The following is a 23,021-nucleotide window of genomic DNA, read 5'->3' on the forward strand; positions in this document are numbered from 1 at the left end:
TCCCCTCAACAAAGCCAAGCCGCCGGAACCAGAAGCGGCGGACGCTTCTGTCACTGGATTTAAAGTATGGTGCTACAAGCCCTTCGTGATCGACTCGAGTCCGGGCAGGTCGGCATCTATTTCCTGACCGTGGCGTGCGCAGCCGTGATCGGCTGGGCCGCCCCGGGAACCGAGAGTTGGGAATCTATCATCACTCCAGCCCTGGCGGTGATGCTATTCGCGACATTTCTCCAGGTACCTCTGGGCGACCTCGGAAGGGGATGCCCCCCACCCTTCCTCACATAGCGATCATCTTGAACACCAGTGAGATCGCGACGGCCCTGTTGGTTTCGCTATACAAACTCACCGGAGATAGCCTTGCCGACATCAAAGCTGCGGTGACAGGTCGTCGTCCGGTCGTGCAGGAAGATCTATTCAGCAACGCGTTTTATGATGATGGTATTTCGCGCTTGAGAGCCATCGTCGCGTTATTGCAAAATTCCGGTGTCGAGTTCGACATCTACGAAATCGGCGAGGGCGAGCGTTATGATGACGCGGACCTCGATAGGTGCAGGATCACAAGTGAAACACTGGGAAACATCCTTTCGGGATCACAACGAGAGCCTGAGCAAACATAGACCTTTCAACGCTTGAAATCATAAGTTTTGGCGGCTCGGTACAGGACGAGAACCCGACTTCACGGTTTTGAGCATTAACGGTGCATCAGACCCGAACCATGCCTTCACACTCATTCGGCCAGAGATCGAGCTGACCATAATCGAAAGCGGCATGTCGGCCCAATTCTCGAAGTCTCTCTGGATATGTTATCGCAGAAGAAGCATGATACGATCAGTGGGACGCTCATCCGTACAGCCGTGAAGAATTGGGATGAGGTGAGCGAATCCTACACGTTCGAGATGCACGGTGAGACTTGCAAGGCATCATTGCGCGACACCTTGAGCGACGAAGAAGAATTCTCAGAGTCCGTTTGAGAATGCTCAAGGATGGACGATCCTGCGCAGCATGAGGCTTCCGAGGGCGATGTGGATCATGGCTTCGGAGACGTCGAGGCGCTGTTCGTAGTCTCGGACGAGGCGCTTCCACCGGGTCATCCAGCCGAAGGTTCGCTCGACGACCCATCGCCGGGGGAGGACCTTGAAGCGGGGCTCTTTATCGGTGCGCCGCACGATCTCTAGGACGAAGTCGCGATAGGCGGCGGCGTCCATGAGGCGGGTGCGGTCATAGGCACCGTCGGCGAAAAGGTGCTTGAGCCAGGGCCAACGCTTTCGGATGGCTGCGACGATAGTCTGGGCACCGGCGCTGTCGGAGATGTCTGCGGTGGTGAGATTCACCATCAGCAGCCTGCCCGACTGCGATATGCCGTTTGCGGCCAACGACTTTCTTGCCCGCATCGAAGCCGCGCTTTTCCGCCGCGGGCGCCTTGATTGACTGGCTGTCGACGACCGCTGCGGTCGGACTTTGCTCCCGGTTCTCGCGCTCGCGGTCAAGCATCAGCGCGACATCGTGGATCGTGCGAAACAGCAGTCGACGTACGAACCGCCGGAACCACCAGTAGACTGTTTGCCAGGGTGGGAAGTCGTTCGGCAGCATCCGCCAGTGGCGTCAGATCTCGGTGCAGTCGAACACCCTGTCCTTCGCTCAGAAGGTCATGCCGTCCGGGATCACGCTGCAGCGACAAGGGGGACTGCTGACGCAACTGCTCGACGGGCTGGGCGCTTCAACCCTGGTCCAGTTGGACGTCGTCAAGGACGCCCAGTTGGTCCTCCACATGCCGACGCCGATCACGGCCGCCGGTTCGTTCCGATAACGACAAGGAGACAGACCATGCCCTATGTGACCACCTCCGACGGCGTCGACATCTTCTACAAGGACTGGGGCCCCAAGGACGCCCAGCCGATGCACTTCCATCATGGCTGGCCCCTATCGGCGGACGACTGGGACAACCAGATGCTGTTCTTCCTGCAGCAGGGCTATCGCGTCGTCGCGCATGACCGGCGCGGGCATGGCCGTTCGGAACAGGTCGGCGACGGCCATGACATGGATCACTACGCCGCGGACGCCTCGGCGGTCGCCGAGCATCTGGATCTCAAGAACGCCATCCACATCGGTCACTCGACCGGCGGCGGACAGGTGGCGCGCTACGTCGCCCGGTTCGGCCAGCCTCAGGGCCGCGTCGCGAAGGCCGTGCTGGTCAGCGCGGTGCCGCCGCTGATGGTCAAGGCCGAAAACAATCCCAACGGCACGCCGATCGAGGTCTTCGACAGCTTCCGCGCCGCTCTGGCCGCCAACCGGGCGCAGTTCTTCATCGACGTGCCCGCCGGCCCCTTCTACGGCTACAACCGCCCCGGCGCCGAAATCTCGCAAGGCGTGATCGACAACTGGTGGCGTCAGGGCATGATGGGCAGCGCCAAGGCGCACTATGAAGGCATCAAGGCCTTCTCGGAAACCGACCAGACCGAGGACCTGAAGGCGATCACCGTACCCACGCTGGTGTTGGCGGGCGACGACGATCAGGTCGTCCCTTACAAGACCGGCGCCCTCATGCAGGACAAGCTGCTGCAGAACAGCAAGCTGATCATCCATCCCGGCTTCTCGCACGGCATGCTGACGGTGAACGCCGACGTGGTGAACGCGGACATCCTGGCTTTCATCAAGGGATGAAGGACGACGTCCACATGATCCCTCCGGACGCGGCGTGGCCGTACTGGACCGGCAAAGGCGCGCCTTCCTTCGGGACGGCGCCCCGCTGCTCCCCTGACCGATTGAAAATGGCCCAAAGACACTGCGCGGACACAGAAACGCAAAAACCCTGCAAGACACTGCTCTTGCAGGGTTTTTGTTGCCTAGATCGGTATAACCAGGGAGGTTGTGGGTGCGGGAGGGCGCTGTCCTTGTTGGTATTGGCCGATGATCCTGCCCGGCGAGAAATGTCGGTGCGTCCTCCTCGGCAAACACGGTCCCGCATGAGGAACACGATTCAAGTTGATGAGAGATCAGGAGCCTCCCGTCGTTCCTCATAGAAGAATCGTACCATCTCAAACAAAGCCCCTACTTCTCGATTTGGCAGAAGGCAGATAGTTCGAAAAGCTTCCGCGAAGCGGAGCCACTCGGGGGATTGAAATCCTTCCCCCATAAAAACTTCGTCGAAAAGCGGCAGATAGCGCCCAGCTTGGGCGATTCGGTTTTTCGTCGTTGACAATGGTGTTGCGGCGAATGCGCTGAAGGTGTTCAGAAGCGCCGCTGCAACGTTAACCGCACTGCGCGACCGATGGGGTCTTGTGCATCCCGGCCATAGCCAGGCGCTGACGCACCATCACCTAGATGTGCTTGAGGCCTTTCATCGAACAGATTTGAAACCTCCAGGCTCACTTGCAGGCCCCCAGCCCTTCGGCGCATCGCTTCAGCATCAACGGCGGATGCCGCGCGAGTAGAGGCCATCTGAAAACTCAGCTTCAAATCCATTGATGCGAATGGCTTCAACAGCAAGTCCGTCGGCCCATCGGCGCCACTCAACCGTCGCGTGCGATAACCGTCTTGCCATCGCGCTGAAGCGTTTAGCGCCCAACGCCCGCGTCGTGCATCGATCAGCAAACGCGCGTCCTGCCTCGACACTCCGCCCCCGTCTCCCTTCAGTCGATTCAGCTCAGGGAGTCCGTTCGCCAGCGACAACGTGTTGCGCAAACGATAGCTATGACTTAGCGACACCCGCAGAATCGTCGCTTCGTCGCCAACAGCCCCAGAGGGGCGCGGCAGATTGAAGTTCAAACTGCTGGTCAGGCCTTCCGTCAGGTTGGCGCCGAAGTTAAGCGGGCGATAATCAACAGAGATCAGCCGCCCATCCAGATCTCGACGGAATCGCTCTGGAAAGGCCGCTTCGACATCCTCTGTCAGGTCTGGCAGGGAGCCGACCCCGTTCGTCGTCCTGTCGCGTTGATAGCCCAGGTTGGCGGATAGACTCCACCGCGTGAACGGTCCCAGCGACGTCGTCAGCGAAAGACGCTCCGAGCGCGGCTGTCGCAAGTCGGGGTTTCCTCCCATGATCGGTACGATCTCCACCGCTTGGCCGTTGCGGAAGTCGAACACTACTCGCGGCGTGTCATGATACAGGGGCTCGGACCTCAGATTGTTCGAAATGCCGTCGTTCGCAGCGGACCAGAGGCCATTAAGGCGCACCTTCTGACGCGGAACCCAGGTCAAGGCCGCGCTCATCTCATCGCCGGATCCTGCGCCCGTGTCCCGAACGCCGCCGCCTACCGTCGCCAGCAGATCGCCTAAGCCCCGCAACACGCCTTCACGCGCGCCCGCCTTGGCCAGCGGAACGGCCAAAGAGCCCCTCGCCTCCCGAGTCTGAAAGCGGCTTGTTGCGCGGCCCTGTTCGCGCTCGACCGTCGAGCGACTATCCATGAAATTGCCGTTGAAATTGGCGACCAGGGGACCGGCGGGCAGTTCCAGCAACGTCCGCCCGACGGATCCGCTCAGGCCCATCATGCGGTTTTCACCACGTGTATCGCCAAAGCCGCTCTCGCGCGCTCGCGACGCCTGGCCAGTCGCATTCACCTGGACCCGCCACCCCTTCGCCTCGCCGCTGAGTCCGAAAGCTCCGCCCAGGCTGTTATTTCGCCTCAGACTCGCAACGATCTCGTCGCCGAAGCGAACGCGCGACGAGCTTTCCCTAGCCTGACCGTTCAAACTGACCACAGACGACCATTCGCCGAGCGGACGCGTCGCAGTCAGGTTCACCGCAGCCAGATCGACGCCGGGGCGCAGGGTGACCGCGTCACCCGCAAGCCTCTCGCCTTCCCCTCGATCGCGTTCATCGGCCCGCAGAGCGGTGTCGCGCAAAACGCGCGCGCCCATCTGCAAGGTCCGTTCGCCATTAATCGACGAGCGGCGCAGATCAATTGCCAGCGACGACATTCCGCTCTGTGTCGGCCGCTGTCCGGATACCTGACCGTCATGGCTTCGAAACTGCCGCTGCAAGACCAGGTTCACCACCCTTTGCCCCGGCGCGCCTCCATAAAGGGCCCCCGCCTCGGCAGGCAGCACCTCGGCCCGAATAAGGGCGTCCGGTGGGAAACCGGTGAAGGCGCCGGGATTGGCGACGCGCTTGCCGTTGATGACAACCATAGGCGCTTCGCCGACGCCATATGCTTGACCCAGCCGCTGCAGAACCTCGCTGATGTCCCAAGCGCCCAAGGCGTCGATCTCTACGCCGTCCAGCTCGACCTCGGGCGGGACCAAGGCTGCGCCGCGGCGACCGCGAACTTCCACGTCATCGACCCTGACCGGTTCTTCTAGAGTTTGGCGCGCGGCTTGATCGGCTGCAGCTCTCGCTACGGTGGCGCGGCCCTGCTCCGTCTGCGCGACCTCCGTCTGCCCCACGACGGCTAGACTGACCAAGGGCAGCCACAACAGCATTCAATACTCCGTCGTACGCAGCACCTCGCCTGAAGGCTAATTCATATCAGGCGTCGGGTTCAGATAGATACGTTGTTGCTGAACTATCAGCGTCTAAACAAAAGAAACGCCGGGAGCTCTTGCGAACCCCCGGCGTCGGAAACGATGCAGTCATGGAAAAGACGACCGCACCATCAGGCATGATCAGGAAATTGTCAGGCCCGGCGAGCTCGTCAGCGTGCCCGTGATTTTGCACGGGTTCGGCGAACCAGGAATAGTGGAAGTAGGGAAATACACGCTACTGGTTCCATTGTTCCAGTTCGTCGTGATGACGCCATTGCAGCTGCCCAGGATCGAGCTGGCGCCGATGTTGGTGATGGTGATCGAACCACCTCCGTTGGGCGTGATCGTCCAGGGGAAGCCCGACGGCGAGACCAGCAGGCCGCACTGCCAGTCGCCTGGGCTGAAGCTGCCGCCGGTGATAGTGGCCGAACTACCGTCAGCAGCCACAGTCCCGTTCAGTGACACGTTACAGTTGATGGTCGTCGACTGCTCAAGGGTCAAGGCGCCTGACAAGACAAAAGACGTACCGGCTGGACTGATCGATTGCGCCATGGCCGGAGCGGCGAAGCCCGCGATGGCCAGAACGGCGGCTGAAGCAATAGAAGCAGCTTTAAACATGTCATCTCCTCCCAAATATTTCACCAGTTAATGGTGACGAAGACACAAGACAATTGAAACAGATGTAAGTCAAATTATAAATATGATTAATTTTATATTATTCACTTTAAATTCTATAAATCACAACAACAAGCGCCGCCACCTTATTAAAGATGGCGGCGTAGGATTTAAACTTAGAATCTCTTACTTACGCTTACAGCTATCAATCTAGGATCAAGCGTGAAAACATTCGTCGTCAAACCAGTATCATCACTATTCGTGAAGGCATCCGTGATTGGCGCGTCGTCAAACAGATTCTTGACGTACGCTTGGAAAACCAAGCCGCTCGACATATTTTCCAGCGTAACGTTGACATTAACATTATCCCATGCCTTCAGGCGATCATATTGCGTATTATAGACGCGAGAATAACTGCTTCCCTGATAGTAGTAATCGCCGCGCAGCGTCAGATCCCAATCTCCAAGGAAGAATGTGTACTGGGCGCCGATGTTGGCGGTGATGTTCGGCGCATTGGGCAGCTCATTGCCGCTGAGATCCGCCTCAAAACCACGCCCCCCGTTCGGCGCATCCTTGAATGGATCGTAGGTGATGCCGAACAGACGCCAGAAGGGAACGCTGGAGGTGTAGTTGGGATCAAACGTCCCCGTGCGAAGCGAACCGCCGCACAGCGCCTGAAGCGCGAGCGTCTTCGTAATCTCTGGAAACGCCGTACCTAAGATTTTTTCGACATGCTTGGTCGGCGCGATGCAGTTCGACGGCACCTGCAGCCAGGGCCGCAACACCATCCAGTCAGGATTGCCCTGGGTTCGATTCATAACGTCGATGGAACCTTCACCATCGCCGATCTTGGTGTCCAGATAGCCGATGTTCGCATCCAAGCGCAGGTTAGGCGTCGGCTGGAACACCGTTTCCAGCTCCAATCCCATCATGCGCGCATCAAAGTTCTCGTTCAGCGAGATACGATCGACGATCTGCGACACCTGATAGTCGGTGTAGTCGTAATAGAAGGCGGTCAGATTCAACCGCACTTTTCCATCATGGAAGGAGTTCTTCGTTCCGATCTCAAAAGCGTTGACGTATTCCGGCTCAAACAACTCGGCCAACGGCTGATACTGGATGACCGACGGATTGATGTCGACGCGAGGCGGGTTAGCGCCGCCGCCCTTATAGCCCCGAGCGTAGGAGGCGTAGATCAGGGTGTCGTCCGTAAAGGGCGTCACCGGCTTCCAGTCCAGCACCAGTCGCCCGGTCAGGGCGCCCCACTGCTGCTTGACGTCCGGCAGCGCCGGATAGCCACGGCTGACATAACCGCCCGACGACGGTCCCGGATTGCCGCGATCCGCACCCAGAAGGAGTTGGCTCGGATAGGGCGTGCTGATCTTGCGATCATCGGTGTAACGCAACCCCGCCGTCAGCCGCAGGTCAGACGTCAGATCCCAATACCCCTCGCCGAAGACCGCCCAGGAACGTGTATGAACAACATTCTTGCTACGGAAGTAGTTGTGCCCGTCGCCAGCCAACTGACTGATAGGCGTCGGATCGACATAGACACATTCTTTTGGAGTTTGAGGCGTACAAGGCTGCGTAACACGCCCCTGATTTACAGGAGCACCTACAACATTATTGTAATAATATTCAGCCAAGAAAGTAAAAACGTTATTAAAAACGTAGTAATCATCATTGGATTTAAAATCCAAATAATTAGCACCGATATTAAAATTAAATCTGCCATCAAGATTTGATTGAAGTCTTAGCTCTTGAGTCCATTGGCGATTGTCAGACTTACTCAAGTCTGCAGAAATCATCCTATTGGATGTACCTAGTTGTGGATCTGTATAGTAACCACCAGGCAAAGGAGAGTTAACTATAGGCTGCCCATTAATATCAAAAAGATTGTCAGTGCTGTTGAATATAGGATTTGAAACAAATCTATTATAGTCTTGAGTTGAATAGTAACCATCCTTCGAGTACGCGGTTTGAGATATCAGCTTCAGTTTATCGCTGAAGTCATACTCTACATTAAATTGCGAAACATCGTTCTTGACCCGAAAGATTGGGTCATAACTGGTCGCTACTTCTCGCAAGTTCCGTGACTGGGTCAAACCTGCATAAGGGTCCGTTCCAAGCGGCACGCCCACCACCAGCCTTCTCGAAGCATCATAGCCAAATGACGTGGCGGCGAGAAAAATATGGGCGAACGCGCCGCCGTTCGGCGCGCCATAGGCCGCGTCATCATAGAGCGAGCCGGGCAGACATCCCTGGCTCAGACGGTTCCGGATCAGGTCGGAAGTAATATTGACCGCACCCACGCGCGTCGGCCCCGGATCCCGCGTACACAACTGCTTGCCCGTGCGGGAACGCTGATCGTCTTCCTCGAAATGCTCCCAGATAAAGCTGGTGCGGAAGCGGTCCGTCGGTTCCCAAAGGGCTGAAAAGCGCGTCGACCACATGTCGCGGTCGTTCACCTGGGTGTCGTTGAAGCTGTTGTAGTCGAACCCGTCGCGCTTGGTCGCCGATCCGGCTAGACGAACGGCGAAGGTGTCGGTGATCGGTACATTGACCATGGCCGACATGCGCCGGGTGTCATAGTTGCCCGCCTCGCCCTTGACGAAACCCTCGAAGTCAAAGCCCGGCAGGTTTGGGATCATGTTGACCACGCCGCCGGTAGCGTTGCGACCATACAGCGTACCTTGTGGCCCGCGCAGCACCTCGACGCGGTTCACATCCAGATACTCCTGCTCGAACAGACGGTTTCGGATCAACGGCGTGTTGTTGAAACTGACCGCCACGGCCGGGTCGCTACTGGCCGAAATCGCCTTAGTCCCGACCCCGCGGATCGAGAAGTTGTACATGGAGAAGTTGGCCTTGGAGAAACTGACGTTCGGGATCGCCCGCATCAATTCCGACCCGCCCTCGATCTTCATGGCGTCAAGGTTTTCCGCCGACAGCGCCGTCACGGCGATCGGCACGTCCTGAATCGATTGTTCACGCTTCTGGGCCGTAACAATGATGTCGCCGACGGTGGTTGCTTCCTGTGACGGCGCGACGTCCTGAGCCAGAGCGGGGCCGGCCGCTACAGCAAGAACAACGGCAGACGCGGTGACAGCCAGACGCGCGCGATTACAGGCCGCTGAAGCCATGAAACTTATCTCCCCAGACATCGAGCGCCCTTCCCCAGGCGCGCCGACACGTTTCCCCCGTCCCGATTTATCATCTCACGGTTGGACGGTGCGACCGCAGGACTAAGGCCACACGATCCATCTATTCACTGATCTGTCAATACACTACTTACATCATTGTTCGATGACGTAGCGGAAGCTTTTGCAGCTGCGTCGCTTATCTTGCGCAATGCAGCGCAGACCCAGGTATCACATTGTTCAAACTATTTTCCTTTCGCTAACATTATTGTTAGTAATGATGAGAGCGTATTATTTTTGGGGTGCAGGCCGATGAACACGGACATCGTTATAGTCGGCGGAGGATTGGCAGGGCTGGTCGCCGCACACGAGTTGACCCGCTCGGGCAAGTACGTCGCCCTGGTTGATCAAGAGAATGCCGCCAACCTAGGCGGTCAGGCATTCTGGTCCTTCGGCGGCCTGTTCCTGGTGAACTCGCCCGAGCAACGGCGGCTGGGCGTGCGTGACAGCTTCGACCTGGCGTGGCGCGACTGGCAAGGCAGCGCCGGCTGGGATCGCCTGGGCGCCCCCTTGGCTGAAGATGAGTGGGCTGTGCAATGGGGCCGCGCATACGTGGAATTCGCAGCCGGAGAAAAACGCAATTGGCTCAGTCGACACGACATCAAACTGACGCCCATGGTCGGCTGGGCCGAACGCGGCGCGGGCAAGGCGCTCGGTCACGGCAATTCCGTTCCGCGCTTCCATGTCGCCTGGGGCACGGGAACCGGCGTATCCGAACCGTTCGCCTGTCGTGTGCGAGAGGCGGCCAAGTCTGGTCGACTGATCTTCTATCATCGCCATCGCGTCGATCATTTGCTGGTCGAGGCCGGGCGCGTGAAGGGGGTGTCCGGCGTGACTCTGGCGCCCGACGACGCGCCGCGAGGCGCCCCCTCCAATCGCCAGGTCATCGGCGACTTCACCCTCAAAGCCGACGCCGTGATCCTGGCGACCGGCGGCATCGGCGGCAACCATGAGATGGTCCGGCGCTATTGGCCCGAGCGGCTGGGCGCGCCGCCGGCACGCATGATCACCGGCGTGCCCGCCCATGTGGATGGGCGGATGCTGGACATCGCGGCCAGGGCTGGCGCGCGACTCGTGAACCGGGACCGCATGTGGCACTATGTGGAGGGCGTGCGGAACTGGGCGCCGATCTGGCCCGACCATGCGATCCGCATCCTGCCGGGACCGTCGCCTCTGTGGTTCGACGCCCTGGGGCGGCGCCTGCCCTTCCCGGCCTTGCCCGGCTACGACACCATCGCCACGCTGAAATATCTGCGGACCACTCCTGATCTGGCCGAGCATGACCACTCCTGGTTCATCGTCACCGAGACCATGATGGCCAAGGAGTTCGCCCTGTCGGGCTCGGAGCAGAACCAGGACATCACCAACCGCAACCTTCTGGGCGTCCTGCGTTCACGCCTAGGCAAAGCCGCGCCGCGAGAAGTCGCCGCCTTCCGCGACAAGGGCGCCGACTTCGTGGTCGCAGACGACCTGGATACGCTGGTCGGCAGGATGAACGGCCTGACCGACAGACCGCTGCTGGACGCCGCCCTGATCCGCGCCCAGATCGAGGATCGAGACGCCCAGATGGCCAATCCCTACGCCAAGGACGCGCAAGTTCAGGGCATTTACAACAGCCGGCGGTATCGCGGCGATCGTTGGGCCCGCACGTCTGCGCCGCACAGGGTGCTTGACCCGGCGGCCGGGCCGTTGATCGGCGTCAAGCTGCACGTCCTGACGCGCAAGTCGCTGGGCGGACTGCAGACAGATCTGTCCAGCCGCGTGCTGACGCCGGACGGAACGCCGCTGGAAGGACTCTACGCCGCAGGCGAAGCTGCGGGCTTCGGCGGCGGCGGATTGCATGGTTACAATGCGCTGGAGGGCACCTTCCTGGGCGGCTGCATATTCTCGGGACGGGCGGCGGGGCGCGCGCTGGCGGGCCAGGCCTAAGAGGGACAATCGCGCCGCCATCTGGCGCACGGGGAGAAACGACGCATGGATTCCGCAATGGCCACCATCGGCCTGCCCGTCGCGCTGGGCATCATCATGTTCGGCCTGGGCCTCGGACTGACGCCCGCAGACTTCGCCCGCGTGGCCCAGAGGCCCAAGGCGGCCGGCGTGGCCCTGGCCTGCCAGTTGCTGTTGCTTCCGGTCATTTGCTTCGGGCTGGTGCTGCTGTTCCGCCTGCCGCCCGTTCTGGCGGTCGGCATGATGCTGCTGGCCGCCTCCCCAGGCGGAACGACGGCCAATCTCTACAGCCACTTGTTCCGAGGTGATGTGGCGCTGAACATCAGCCTGACAGCCATCAACTCGATCATCGCCGTCGTCACCCTGCCCGTCGTGGTCAATCTGGCGATCGCCTTCTTCCAGCCCGGCGACCTGCATGTCGGCTTGCAATTCAAGAAGACCGTAGAGGTCTTCATGATCGTTCTGGCGCCTGTGGCGTTGGGGATGCTGGTGCGCGGATGGCGCCCTGCCTTCGCAGCCGCCATGGACCGGCCGGTGCGGATCGCCTCCATCCTGATCCTAGTGCTGGTCATCGTCGGCGCCGCCGCCTCCAGCTTCGATGTGTTGATGAGCCAGATCGGCAACCTAGCGGGCATCACCGTGGCCTTCTGCCTCCTCAGCCTGGGCGTCGGCTACGGCGTGCCGCGCCTGCTCAGGATCGAGCGCCCGCAAGCCGTCGCCAGCGCCTTCGAAGTCGGGCTGCATAACGCCACCCTGGCCATCGTCATCGCCCAATCCGTGCTGAACAGTTCTGAGATGACGCTGCCCGGCGCCGTTTATGGCGTACTGATGTTCCCGCTGGCGGCGGCCTTCGGCTTCCTGATCACGCGCGGGAAGACCGAACCCGCCTAATCCCGCAGTTCACGGCGCAGCACCTTGCCGACATTGGTCTTGGGCAAAGGCTCGTCGCGGAAGATGATGATGCGAGGGACTTTATAGGCCGTCAGCCGCTCGCGGCAGTGGGCGACGATCATCGCCTCCGTCAGTTCGGGCGAGCGCGGCACGATGACGACCTTGATCCGCTCGCCCTGAACCGGATCAGGAACGCCGACAGCGGCTACCTCGTCCACCAGGGGGTGGGCCGCCACCACATCCTCGACCTCGTTCGGATAGACGTTGAAGCCGGACACCAGGATCATGTCTTTGATCCGGTCGACTAGCCGCACCCGGCCGTCCGCCTGCATAACGCCCACGTCGCCTGTCGCCAGCCAGCCATCAAGCGTCAGAACCTTGGCCGTCTCCTCCGGTCGGTTCCAATAGCCGCGCATGACCTGGGGGCCGCGCACGTATAGTTCGCCCGGCTCGTCGATCCCGCACCAACTTCCGTCGTCGCGACGCATCCGCACCTCGGTAGAAGGCACAGGAAGCCCGACCGTGCCGTCGAAGCCCATCGTCTCCGGCCGCTCGATATCCACATAGCCGATGCAGACCACCGGCGAGGTTTCGGTCAGGCCATAGCCTTCGATCAGCGGCGCGCCGGTCACGCTCTGCCAAGCCTCGGCCACCGACGCCTGAGTCGCCATGCCCCCGGCCACGGTCAGGCGCAGATCCGAGAAGTCGCGATCACGGAAGGCCTCATTCTTGAGCAACCCGGCGAACAGGGTGTTGAGGCCGGTAAAGGCCGCGAACCGCTCCTTCCTCAGCACCCACTCTACCCGCTTCGCATCGCGCGGATTAGCGATCAGGATGTTGCGTCCGCCCACGCCCACGAACATCAGCAGGTTCGCCGTCAGGGAGAAGATATGATAGAGCGGCAGCATGGTGACATTGCCCACCACCTGATCCTCAGGGATCTGGGCCATGATCCAGGCGCGCCCCTGCAGAACATTGGCGATGATGTTCCGATGGGTCAGCATGGCTCCTTTGGCCACGCCAGACGTACCCCCCGTATATTGCAGGAAGGCGAGGTCTTCCGCCTTCGTCTTGACCGGCTTCAGCGACAGTCGCCGCGCCCGACGCATCACGGCGGGCCAGCGTTCAGCCTGCGGGACGCACCACTTAGGCACCAGCTTTTCGACATGGCGCAGCAGGGCGGTGATCGCCGTCCCCTTCACCGGCCCCATCATGTCGCCCATGGCCGTGACGACGACATGGCGGATGTCCGTCCCCACGATCGCCTGTTCAAGAGTGGCGGCGAACATTTCCATCACGACGATGGCGACCGCGCCGCTGTCCTTGAGCTGATGCTGCAGCTCGCGCGGCGTGTAGAGCGGGTTGACGTTGACCACCACCGCCCCGGCGAACAGCACGCCGAACAGCGCCACCGGATACTGCAGGCAATTCGGCATCATCAACGCCACCCGGTCGCCGGGCCGCACGCCCTGGGCCTGCAGCCAGGCGGCGAACGCCCGCGCTTCCGACAGCGCCCGGCCATAGGTCACGCCCGAGCCCATGCTGACGAATCCGACGCGTTCCGCATATTTGCGAGCGTCCGCCGCGAACAGGTCGCCGACCGAAGCCCATTGCACCAATTCGTTGTCGATCGTCGCAGGCACGTCGGGACGATAGGCGCGCGTCCAGAAGCGCTCGGCCCACAGGCGATCGGCGTCGGTCTGCGTCACATCCAGCGCCACGCTCATTTCTCGATCACGGCGACGACGCCCTGCCCCCCGGCTGCGCAGATTGAAATTAGGCCGCGCCCCTTGCCCGCCCGGTTCAGCATGTGCGCCAGATTGCCCAGGATACGCCCGCCCGTCGCCGCGAACGGATGCCCCGCCGCCAGGGACGAGCCGTGGATGTTCAACCGCACCCGGTCGATCGGGCCCGGCGCCCGATCTAGTCCCAGCCGGGTGTGCGCATAGTCGTCGCTTTCCCAAGCCTTGAGGGTGCAGAGCACCTGGGCGGCGAAGGCCTCGTGGATTTCATAGAAGTCGAAATCCTGAAGCGTCAGCTCCAGCTTGGCCAGCATTCGCGGCACGGCGTAGGCAGGCGCCATCAGCAGGCCTTCCTCGCCGCTGACGAAATCCACGGCCGCCGTCTCGCCTGCCCTCATCCAGGCCAGGATCGGCAGTCCCCGCGCCTTCGCCCATTCCTCGCTGGCCAACAGCACTGTCGAGGCGCCGTCCGTCAGCGGGGTGGAATTGGCGGCCGTCAGCGTGCCGTTCTCACGATCAAAGACCGGCTTCATCGCCGTGACCTTGGCCGGATCGATATCAGGCCGCAGATTGTTGTCGCGCTTCAACCCGTTGAAGGGAGAGACCATCTCGTCGAACAGCCCCGCCTCATAGGCCGCCGACATATTGCGATGGCTGCGGATCGCCAGGGCGTCCTGCTCCTCGCGCGGGATGGCCCAGTGCTTGGCCATCAGCTCGCAATGCTCGCCCATCGACAGGCCCGTGCGCGGCTCGGCGTTGCGCGGCGGCTCAGGTCGGAAGGGCGCAGTCAATCCCGCTCGCGACAAGGCCCTCAACCGGCCCAACATCGTTTTCTCACGGTTGGCGGCCAACAAGGCCCGGCGGAAACCTTCATTCAGAGCGATCGGCGCATCCGAGGTAGTATCCACCCCGCCGGCGATCCCGACCTCGATCTGGCCCAGGGCGATCTTGTTGGCGACCAGTATGGCCGCCTCAAGGCCGGTGCCGCAGGCCTGCTGCATGTCATAGGCGGGCGTGTCGTGGCCCAGCGTAGTCCCCAGCACGCTTTCGCGCGTCAGAGCGATGTCCCGCGAGAGCTTAAGCACAGCGCCCGCCGCCACCTCGCCCAGCCGCAGGCCATGAAGGTCATAGCGGTCGATCAGGCCCTGCAGGGCTGCTGTCAACATGTCCTGGTTCGACGCCTCGGCGTAGGCGGTGTTCGACCGGGCGAAGGGAATACGATTGGCGCCGATGATGGCGACTCGGCGCGGCGAGGACAGGGTCAGCATCAGACGATGATCTCCAATGGGGCCAGGGCGCTCAGGCGCCCTCGCATATGAAGGCGCTCACCCGTCGGATCGCGCACCTCGAAATCGCGATGGTTCGGCGCCGTGAATAACGCCGCCGCGCCGGGCAGCAGCAGCGGAGTGCGGAAGGAAACCTCGATCTCGGCCGCCTCCAGCCCATCGGGCGGCGTCAGGGCGGCCAGCGCCCGCGCCTGGGTCCACATGCCATGGGCGATGGCGCGCGGAAAGCCGAACAGCCGCGCCCCAAGGGCAGAGGTATGAATAGGGTTGGCGTCCCCGGACACCCGCGCATATCGACGCCCCAGATCGCCAGGAAGCGACCAAGACTGATGCTGCGCCATTTTGGCCGCCGCTTCCATCTCCGGCGCCGCAGCGCCGCACCCAGCGCCGCCGCGCTTCAAATAAAGGCTCTCGGCCTCCCACACGACCACGCCGTCCCGCCCCATCGTGGTCAGGATGCTGAACGCCTGCCCACGCTCATGCGACATCAGGCGACCGAAGCGCACATGCGGACTCAACGCCTCGCCCGGCCTCAGCCTCGCATATTGGCGAATGCGGTTATGCAGGTGCACCAAGCCCGCCAAGGGAAAAGGAAAGTCCGAGCGCATCATCAGACGCAAATGCATCGGAAAGGCCAGGATGTGCGGCCAGGTCAGGGGCACGCCCTGAGCGGTCACGAAACCGCACAGCCGTCCGTAGATCCCAATCGCATCGGCATCCAGACGCAGCGGCAGCGCCGCTAGTTTCGCCTTCGGTAGGTTGCAGCTCCCCGTTTCACCACGCAACACGCCCCGTATCGCGCCGCCCGCCAGTTGCAGCATGGAGACCGGGGCGGCCGCCTCTGCTCCCCTCATCTTTTCGCCCTCCGCATCCGTCAGGCCCCAAGCAGGCTCTGACCGCAGACGCGCACCACTGCGCCGTTCACGCCGCCGTTGTCCGCCTCCGCCAGCCACAAGGCGGTCTCGGCCACGTCGATCGGCTGACCGCCCTGCCCCATGCTGTTCATCCGTCGTCCCGCCTCACGAATGGCGAAGGGGATGGCGGCGGTCATGCGAGTCTCGATGAAGCCTGGCGCAATGGCGTTGACGGTGATCGCGTCGCCCGCCTCGGCCGCCAGCCGCCGCACCGCGCCGATCCACGCCGCCTTGGACAGGGCGTAGTTAGACTGGCCCTTGTTCCCCGCGATGCCGCTGAGCGAGGACACCGCTAAGATCCGCCCGTTAGGTCGGATTAGCCGGGCGTCCAATAAGGCGCGTGTCAGAGTTAGCGGCGCACCCAGGTTGACGGCCATGACGCTATCCCACTCGGTCGCCGACATTCTGGCCAGCGTGCGATCACGCGTAATCCCTGCGTTGTGGATCACCGCGTCATAGCCGTCCGCCGCCCGCGCCGCCTCAACCAGACGTTCCGCCGCATCGGCCGCAGTTATGTCGACGCTTAACGCCTCGGCCCCGATATGCGCGGCTAAAGCACGCAAGTCAGCCTGCGCGCCAGGCGCGTCAAGCGCGGTCACTGCACAGCCTTCGGCTGCGAACAGCCGCGCCATGGCCGCACCGATCCCGCGCGACGCGCCGGTGATCAGGACTCGCCTCCGGTCAGCGGAAATCGACGTAGACGCCGCCGCGCCGATCGTAATCACCTGGCCCGAAACATAGGCCGAGCGCGGCGACAGGAAGAAGCCCAAGCTGGACGCCGCGGCCTCTTCCGCGTCCGACGCGAGCCGCAGAAGTTGCGCCGTCCCGCCCTCGCGCGCCTCCTTGGCCAGGGAGCGGACAAAGCCCTCCACTCCCCGCTGAACCGCCTCCCCCTCGGCGTCCGCCATGCTTTCGGGCGGTCGGCCGATCACCACCATGCGACCGCAAGGTCCAAGGCGACGCACCGTCTCGTGAAAGAAGCGATAGAGGTCCGTGGCGCCGGACGCCCGGTCGATGTCGGAGGCGTCGAAGATCAACCCGCCATAGCGCGCGCCTTCATCAGGCGTCGTATGAAGATCGACGCCCCACTGGCCCGCCAGTCGATGCAGAAGCGATGACAACCGCCCGCCGCCGCCCCGCAGTAGGGGGCCGACAGGCGACGCTCCGGCCTCAGCCCTGCGGCGCAACGGCAAGGGGCGCGGCAAACCCAGCGCACCGGTCAACCAGCCGCCCATACCGCTGTTGGCGAAGTCCAGATAACGATCCGACATCAGGCGGCCTGCCGCCCCTTGCCCGTCGTCCCGGGACGATCCGACGCCACCTCACGACGGGCCAGCCCCTCCGCCAGGCCGAAGTCCTGCGGAAAGTCGTCGACCATGATCGCCTGGATCGCCACCTCGGCATAGCGTGCGATCAGCACGCTTTCGTCGGCGTCGATCAAGCCTTGCGTCTCGGCCTCTCGCGCCCAGTCCGCCAGTCGTGTGAGATCCTGCGGCGCGCGAGACAAGCGCCCGGTCCTGATCGCCGATTTCAGCCGCGCTTCGACAGCCTCCACCTGCGGATACAGGTCGAAGGCCACGAGGACGGCGGCGATGGGATCGACCTCCAGGCTGGCGCTCCACGATCCAGCCACCAGCCGATCTCGCGCAGGGCCATGGCGCTGGATCAAACCCGCGACCTCGGCGGCGCACTTGTCGCCGGGCGTCGGCGCCTTCAGGCCGAACGGCGCCCCCGCCAGTTTCAGGAACAGGGCCGCACCCCGGCTCGGGTGATTGGCCAGCAGGTCTCGCCAGGCCGTCGTCGCACGGCTCAATGCGTCCTGCGCCGCCCAATGAATGAAAGGCAGGTCTTCGGCCGGACGCCCCTCGTCCTCGAAACGCTTCAGCGCCGCCGACAGGATGAAAAGCTGTGACAGCATATCGCCCAGTCGCCCCGTCAGAGCGCCCTTACGCTTCAAGGCGCCGCCGACCATCGCCATCGAGACGTCCGAGGCCAACGCCAGCAGGGTCGAAAGGCGCGTCGCCTGTCTGTAATAGCGACGCAATTCAGGTGCGGCGTCGCGCGGCGCCGTGATCAGCGCGCCGCCGGTCAGACTGAACCCGATCGCCCGCGCCATATTGCCCCGCACGAAGCCGACATAGCCGAACAGGGCGCGATCAAACGCCTTCAAGTCCTGCACTTCGGCTGCCCGCATCATCGGCAGGACATAGGGATGGCAACGGATCGCGCCTTGGCCGTAGATGATCAAGGTGCGCGTCATGATGTTGGCGCCCTCGACCGTGATGGCGACCGGAATCTGCTGATAGGCGCGGGCCAGGAAGTTGCCAGGGCCCATGCAGACGCCCTTGCCTCCGATCACGTCCATGCCGTCATTGACGATAATGCGAGCGCGTTCGGTCACATGATATTTGGCGATGGCCGAGACGACCGAAGGCTTCTCGCCCTGATCCAGCGCCGCCGCCGCCAACCGCCGCACGGAGTCTGTGGCGTAAAGATGCCCCGCCATCCGAGCCAGGGCCTCCTGCACCCCCTCGAAGGCGCCTATCGGCTGGTTGAACTGGCGACGGATGGCGACATAGGCGCCGACCATGCCCACGGCCAGCTTGGACATCCCCACGTTCGAGGACGGCAGGGAGATGGCCCGGCCCGCCGCCAGACACTCCATCAGCATCCGCCAGCCGGCGCCGACCTGCTCACGCCCGCCGATGATCATCTCCATCGGCACGAAGACATCATCGCCCTCGATCGGACCGTTCTGGAAGACAGCGTTCAGGGGCCAATGGCGCCGCCCGATCCGCACGCCCGGATGCTCGCGCGGGATCAGGACGCAGGTGATCCCCGGTTCATCGCCCTGATCCAGCAGCCCGTCGGGATCAACCGCACGGAAGGCCAGGCCGATCACCGTCGCGATGGGCGCCAGGGTGATGTAGCGCTTGCGCCAGGTGATGCGGAAGCCCAGCGTCTCTCGCCCCTTCCACATGGCCTTGCAGACCACGCCGGTGTCGGTGATCGAAGCGGCGTCTGAACCCGCAAAGGGGTTGGTCAGGGCAAAGCAGGGAATCTCTTCCCCGCGCGCCAGTCGCGGCAGATAGTGGTTCTTCTGCTCTTCCGTGCCGTAGTGCAGCAGCAGTTCGGCCGGTCCGAGAGAGTTCGGCACCATCACCGACACCGCCGCCGCCGAACAGCGCGTCGACAGCTTCTGAATCACCTGGCTGTGGGCGTAGGCCGAAAAGCCCAGACCGCCGTAGGCCCTTGGGATGATCATGCCCAGGAACCCCTTGTCCCGCGCATAGGCCCACGCCTCAGGCGACAGATCCTGCCAGACGGCGGTGCTGTCCCAGTCGTTGGACAGGTCGCACAGCCGTTCGGTCTCTACGTCGAGAAAGGTCTGCTCTTCATCCGTAAGGCGTGGCGCAGGCGTCGCCAGCAGACGCTTCCAGTCCGGCCGTCCCGAGAACAACTCGGCGTCCCACCAGACGTTGCCGGACTCGATCGCCGCCTGCTCGGTCGCGCTCATACGCGGCATAATGCGGCGAAACACGCTCATCACCGGGCGAGACAGCAAAATGAGGCGTACAGGCCGAATAAGCAGCAATACCAGCAGGGCCGCGACAGCCGCGCCCGACACGATCCAAATCCACATGAACGATCCTTCCGCCCCAGCGACAGGCGAAGTCGCTCAGACTGTCTTCCATTGTCCTGAAAGGAGGAAACGCGGCCGCCCCGCCCGCGCTCCCTCGCTCGCGCCTCAGCCCTTGCCGCCCAGGTAGGCGTTTCGAACCGCCGCAGGCACGCGTTCGTAGATGTCCGGCCTGCGAATACGCAGGCGAAGCCGCGCCTGATCCAACGGTTCTGCGAGCAAGGCTTCGTAGTCCTGTCCCGGAAGCCAGGCCGCACGGCGCCCGTCGCGCCAGGCCTGAAACACCGCCCGGGCGCATGGATAGCCGGTGCGCGCTCGCGCGAACTGCACAGCGATCGCCGCCGCGATCAGGCCAAAGCCGGAGCTCCGCGTCTGCGGCAGAGAAAAGGCCACGACGCAGGCTTCGCCCAGAGCGTCGGTGTGATAGCCGGTCAACACGTGCCAGATGTCGTGCACGTCTCGCAGGCGTCGCCCGTACCAGGCGCGCGGATGCGCGGCTTCGATCTCGCTATCCGTCACCTTGCGGCTTTCTTCAGCGAGGCCGTAAGCGGAGAAATCCTGCGAGACGATGAAATCCAGATAGGCCGCGCCGACGCTGCCTGCCGGCATGGTCTTCAACCACTCCCGATCCTGCAGTCGGTCCGCCAATTCCAAACGGCGATACGCCTGAACGCCGCCTTCGGAGGAGTTCAGCAACTTCGCATAGCCCCAGTCGACCGAACGTCCCGCCAAGGCGTTCATGATCTCGAACACCTGTTCGGTGTCATCCTTGTCCGCCACCAACCGACGTATCGCGCGCGCCGCACGAACGGGCTGAACTCTACGTTTCAGCGTGCGAGAGGCTTCGCGAAAGCCCGTTATGGCTCCACTATCATCAAGCGCCGTCGCGACCATGGCTTGCAGTCTCCTTGGACGACTCGTAAGACACGTTACCTACATGGATGTCATTTACATAAATGTCAATTAAAATCGCCGATAAGCCGCGCCGCCGACGGCGCTCGCCCGAGGAAGCCCGCCGCGAAGCCTTGGCGTCAGCGCGCGACCTCCTGCTCTCCGGCGGACCGAACGCCGTGACCCTGGCTGCGGTCGCGGGAGAAATAGGCGTCACCCACGCCAACCTGATCCACCATTTCGGCTCCGCCGCCGGACTGCAGTCGGCGCTCATGGGCTCGATGGTCGCCGATCTCAGCGACGCCTTGGACGCCGCAGTCGCCAGGCTTCGGACGGACGAAGGCGCTCCACTGGAGCTCATCAACGCCGTCTTCGACGCCTTTTCGACCGGCGGCGCAGGCCGACTGGCGGCCTGGATCGCATTGTCTGGCGACCTGTCCCATCTCGAACCCGTTCGAGAGGCCGTTCAGAATTTGGTTGTCGCCATCCAGGAAAAGATCGGCCTGGGCGGCGATCGATCAGACGAGATCATCGGCTCGGCCGTTCTCTTCATTGCGCTCAGCGCATTCGGCGAAGCGCTGATCGGCGACCCTTTACGGGAGATGCTGGGTCAATCGGACGATGCCAGCCGCCGCGTCGTGGCCAGCTTGCTGCCTGCCTTCCTCACCATGCATCCACGCACGTGAGATCAAAAAGAAAGCCCGACGCAATGAGCATCGGGCCGAAAGTCGTTTGGTGATGGTGGGTGTCCTCGAAAAGAAGACCGCCTCTTGATCAACTGGTTTGGTTAATGCTGCATTAACGACGATCAGGCCTGAAATTCATGCGCCTGCATCAGGAAACCAGGTCGTCTGGCGCGCAGCGCCTGACAACTGGCGTGTGACCCGCCACCCCTCTCCTGCTCGCTCGACCCGATCAGGGGGCGCGCCAGGGCCCGGATAGCGGAATATCCGCCCCTCTACCTCGATATCGCTCGCGCGATCTCCCACAGCAGGAACGACAACGCTCCAACGACCATGCGAATCCGCCACGCCCTGGGCCGTTCCTCCTCCGGCTTGGACCGCGACTTTTCGGCCAGGATCAGCGCGGCCCGAGGCAATCAGACCGCGACCGTCGCCGTCCAAAGCGTCCAAGGTCGGTCCTGGCGTCAGGCGCAGACTGGCGCCGCCGTCGGTCAACAAGGCGGCCAGACGCCCGCCTTCCCCGACCACCAGCAGACGTTGCGGTCCCGGCGTCGTCGCCTGCCCGATCTGGATCTCAGGCGTCAGAATCTGCCCGACCGCCGCAGGACCGACATGCAGCTCGAATCGCCCCTGCGCATCCGCGGCGGCGGCCACGGCAGAACCATCAGCGCCGCTGAGGATCACGCGCGCGCCAGGCGCGGCTTCTCCTCGCACCAAGACGCCTCCAGGCGTCTGGGACAACACGCTGGTGATGCGCGGCGTCGCCATCCAGTCGCCATCCTGGACTTCGGCCGTATCGGCTTCCGCATCGCTCTTGGGAGCGCCGCACGCCGAAAGCGCCGTCGCCAATCCCAGCGCCAGGCTCAAACTCAGTCGCAGGCCGATCCTTCGTTCCATCCTGTCCCGCATCGCTATAAGGCTGTGTGTCCAGATAGACGGCTCCGTTCGCTTGGCCCAGCCCCTTCAACCCGGCCCGCTTGGCGCTCCCCGCCTGTCTTCACTTGCCGCCCGAGGTCACCAAAGGTTCCATGTCCCTGCCCTCCGTCAACATCGCCCCGTTCGAGGGCCAATCCGTCTGCCTGTTCTGCGGCTCTTCCGACGGGACCGACCCGCGCTACATCCAGGCGGCCGCGGAGTTCGGCAAGGCTGTAGCCGAGGCGGGTTGGCGCTTCGTCTATGGCGGCGGCGGCGTGGGCCTGATGGGCGCCTCGGCCCGCGCAGCGCATGACGCCGGCGGCCGCGTCGTCGGCATCATGCCCGCCTTCCTGCGCAGCCGCGAGCGCCTGTTCGACGATGTGGAGACGATCGTCGTCACCTCCATGCACGAGCGCAAGCAGCTGATGTACGACGAATCCGACGTCTTCGTCGTCGCGCCCGGCGGCGTCGGCACGCTGGAAGAGGTCGTGGAACTGCTGTCATGGAAGCGGCTGGACCTGCACGCCAAACCCGTCATCTTCCTGAATCTGGACGGTTTCTGGGACGGCTTCTTCACCCTGATCGAACATACGGTCGAAAAGGGCATGACGCCGGCCAGCTTCCTAGAGGCCTATGTCAGCGTCGATTCGGTCGAGGGCGCGATCGAAGCCATGAAATCAGCTCAGGACACGCCCTACTTGCAACATGATCGTCGGTAAGTAAACGTGCGTCAGTAACGCCGGTCCGTCAGGCGAGAAGCTGGATTGACAGTTTTCTTAAAAAACGGCCTATGGCGATGCTGGGCGTGCGCCCCACCCTTATCGGAGACTGTTCATG

17 protein-coding genes and 1 pseudogene are annotated in these 23,021 nt (G+C 62.7%); 7 read left to right on the top strand and 11 right to left on the bottom strand.

Annotated features, from left to right (window positions below):
* The first annotated feature begins 260 nt into the window (after positions 1-260).
* A complete protein-coding gene (locus tag BDIM_RS08750) occupies positions 261-617 on the top strand; it encodes a hypothetical protein (protein WP_040345570.1) in 357 nt (118 codons plus the stop codon).
* A gap of 360 nt (positions 618-977) precedes the next feature.
* On the opposite strand, the pseudogene BDIM_RS08755 reads toward BDIM_RS08750, so the two are convergent.
* Positions 978-1,596, bottom strand: a pseudogene (locus tag BDIM_RS08755) (IS5 family transposase); the annotation flags it as partial.
* A 16-nt stretch (positions 1,597-1,612) separates the two neighbouring features.
* Here BDIM_RS08755 and BDIM_RS08760 point away from each other — a divergent pair.
* A complete protein-coding gene (locus BDIM_RS08760; RefSeq protein ID WP_003165225.1) occupies positions 1,613-1,807 on the top strand; it encodes a hypothetical protein in 195 nt (64 codons plus the stop codon).
* Between the two features lie 17 nt (positions 1,808-1,824).
* Complete coding sequence (locus BDIM_RS08765; protein ID WP_003165226.1) at positions 1,825-2,661, top strand: alpha/beta fold hydrolase; 837 nt, start codon at positions 1,825-1,827, stop codon at positions 2,659-2,661.
* A gap of 567 nt (positions 2,662-3,228) precedes the next feature.
* Here the strand turns inward: BDIM_RS08765 and BDIM_RS08770 are convergent.
* The 3 genes from BDIM_RS08770 to BDIM_RS08780 form a co-directional block, all read right to left on the bottom strand.
* Positions 3,229-5,418: a TonB-dependent receptor gene (locus tag BDIM_RS08770; RefSeq protein WP_003165227.1), complete on the bottom strand. Its 2,190-nt coding sequence runs from the start codon at positions 5,416-5,418 to the stop codon at positions 3,229-3,231.
* 183 nt (positions 5,419-5,601) lie between these two features.
* Positions 5,602-6,078 (bottom strand): hypothetical protein, encoded by a 477-nt coding sequence (locus BDIM_RS17220; RefSeq protein WP_003165228.1) that lies wholly within the window; start codon positions 6,076-6,078, stop codon positions 5,602-5,604.
* A gap of 173 nt (positions 6,079-6,251) precedes the next feature.
* Complete coding sequence (locus BDIM_RS08780; protein WP_003165229.1) at positions 6,252-9,218, bottom strand: TonB-dependent receptor; 2,967 nt, start codon at positions 9,216-9,218, stop codon at positions 6,252-6,254.
* Between the two features lie 309 nt (positions 9,219-9,527).
* Between BDIM_RS08780 and BDIM_RS08785 the strand changes: the two genes are divergently transcribed.
* Positions 9,528-11,204, top strand: coding sequence for an FAD-binding dehydrogenase (locus tag BDIM_RS08785; RefSeq protein WP_003165230.1), 1,677 nt, complete (start codon positions 9,528-9,530; stop codon positions 11,202-11,204).
* Positions 11,205-11,249: 45 nt separating this feature from the next.
* Complete coding sequence (locus BDIM_RS08790) at positions 11,250-12,113, top strand: bile acid:sodium symporter family protein (RefSeq protein WP_040345575.1); 864 nt, start codon at positions 11,250-11,252, stop codon at positions 12,111-12,113.
* Here BDIM_RS08790 and BDIM_RS08795 read toward each other — a convergent pair.
* From BDIM_RS08795 to BDIM_RS08820, 6 genes are all read right to left on the bottom strand, one after another.
* Complete coding sequence (locus BDIM_RS08795) at positions 12,110-13,840, bottom strand: AMP-binding protein (RefSeq protein ID WP_003165233.1); 1,731 nt, start codon at positions 13,838-13,840, stop codon at positions 12,110-12,112. The genes BDIM_RS08790 and BDIM_RS08795 overlap by 4 nt on opposite strands.
* Positions 13,837-15,123, bottom strand: coding sequence for an acetyl-CoA C-acetyltransferase (locus BDIM_RS08800; protein ID WP_003165235.1), 1,287 nt, complete (start codon positions 15,121-15,123; stop codon positions 13,837-13,839). Before BDIM_RS08800 ends, BDIM_RS08795 begins: the two co-directional genes overlap by 4 nt.
* Complete coding sequence (locus BDIM_RS08805) at positions 15,123-15,962, bottom strand: MaoC family dehydratase (RefSeq protein ID WP_081461942.1); 840 nt, start codon at positions 15,960-15,962, stop codon at positions 15,123-15,125. The genes BDIM_RS08800 and BDIM_RS08805 overlap by 1 nt, the downstream gene beginning before the upstream one ends.
* 53 nt (positions 15,963-16,015) lie before the next feature.
* The gene (locus BDIM_RS08810; protein ID WP_003165237.1) at positions 16,016-17,326 is read right to left on the bottom strand and encodes a 3-oxoacyl-ACP reductase; all 1,311 of its coding nucleotides are present in this window, start codon (positions 17,324-17,326) and stop codon (positions 16,016-16,018) included.
* Positions 17,326-19,698 (bottom strand): acyl-CoA dehydrogenase, encoded by a 2,373-nt coding sequence (locus BDIM_RS08815; RefSeq protein ID WP_081461882.1) that lies wholly within the window; start codon positions 19,696-19,698, stop codon positions 17,326-17,328. Before BDIM_RS08815 ends, BDIM_RS08810 begins: the two co-directional genes overlap by 1 nt.
* Before the next feature lie 105 nt (positions 19,699-19,803).
* Entirely contained in the window at positions 19,804-20,589 is a 786-nt protein-coding gene (locus BDIM_RS08820) for a Coq4 family protein (RefSeq protein WP_040345578.1), read from the bottom strand.
* A 62-nt stretch (positions 20,590-20,651) separates the two neighbouring features.
* On the opposite strand from BDIM_RS08820, the gene BDIM_RS08825 reads away from it, so the two are divergent.
* On the top strand, positions 20,652-21,272 hold the full coding sequence (locus BDIM_RS08825; protein ID WP_003165239.1) for a TetR/AcrR family transcriptional regulator: 621 nt from the start codon (positions 20,652-20,654) through the stop codon (positions 21,270-21,272).
* Between the two features lie 135 nt (positions 21,273-21,407).
* Here the strand turns inward: BDIM_RS08825 and BDIM_RS08830 are convergent, their stop codons facing one another.
* Positions 21,408-22,136, bottom strand: a complete 729-nt coding sequence (locus tag BDIM_RS08830) for a hypothetical protein (RefSeq protein WP_169312139.1) — start codon at positions 22,134-22,136, stop codon at positions 21,408-21,410.
* A gap of 161 nt (positions 22,137-22,297) precedes the next feature.
* Between BDIM_RS08830 and BDIM_RS08835 the strand changes: the two genes are divergently transcribed.
* Positions 22,298-22,903 carry an LOG family protein gene (locus BDIM_RS08835; protein WP_003165241.1) on the top strand — a complete coding sequence of 202 codons (606 nt, stop codon included), beginning with the start codon at positions 22,298-22,300 and terminating at the stop codon, positions 22,901-22,903.
* The last annotated feature ends 118 nt before the right edge of the window (positions 22,904-23,021 follow it).

The sequence above is a fragment of the Brevundimonas diminuta ATCC 11568 genome (assembly GCF_000204035.1).
In the GTDB taxonomy this organism is placed as follows: Bacteria; Pseudomonadota; Alphaproteobacteria; order Caulobacterales; family Caulobacteraceae; genus Brevundimonas; species Brevundimonas diminuta.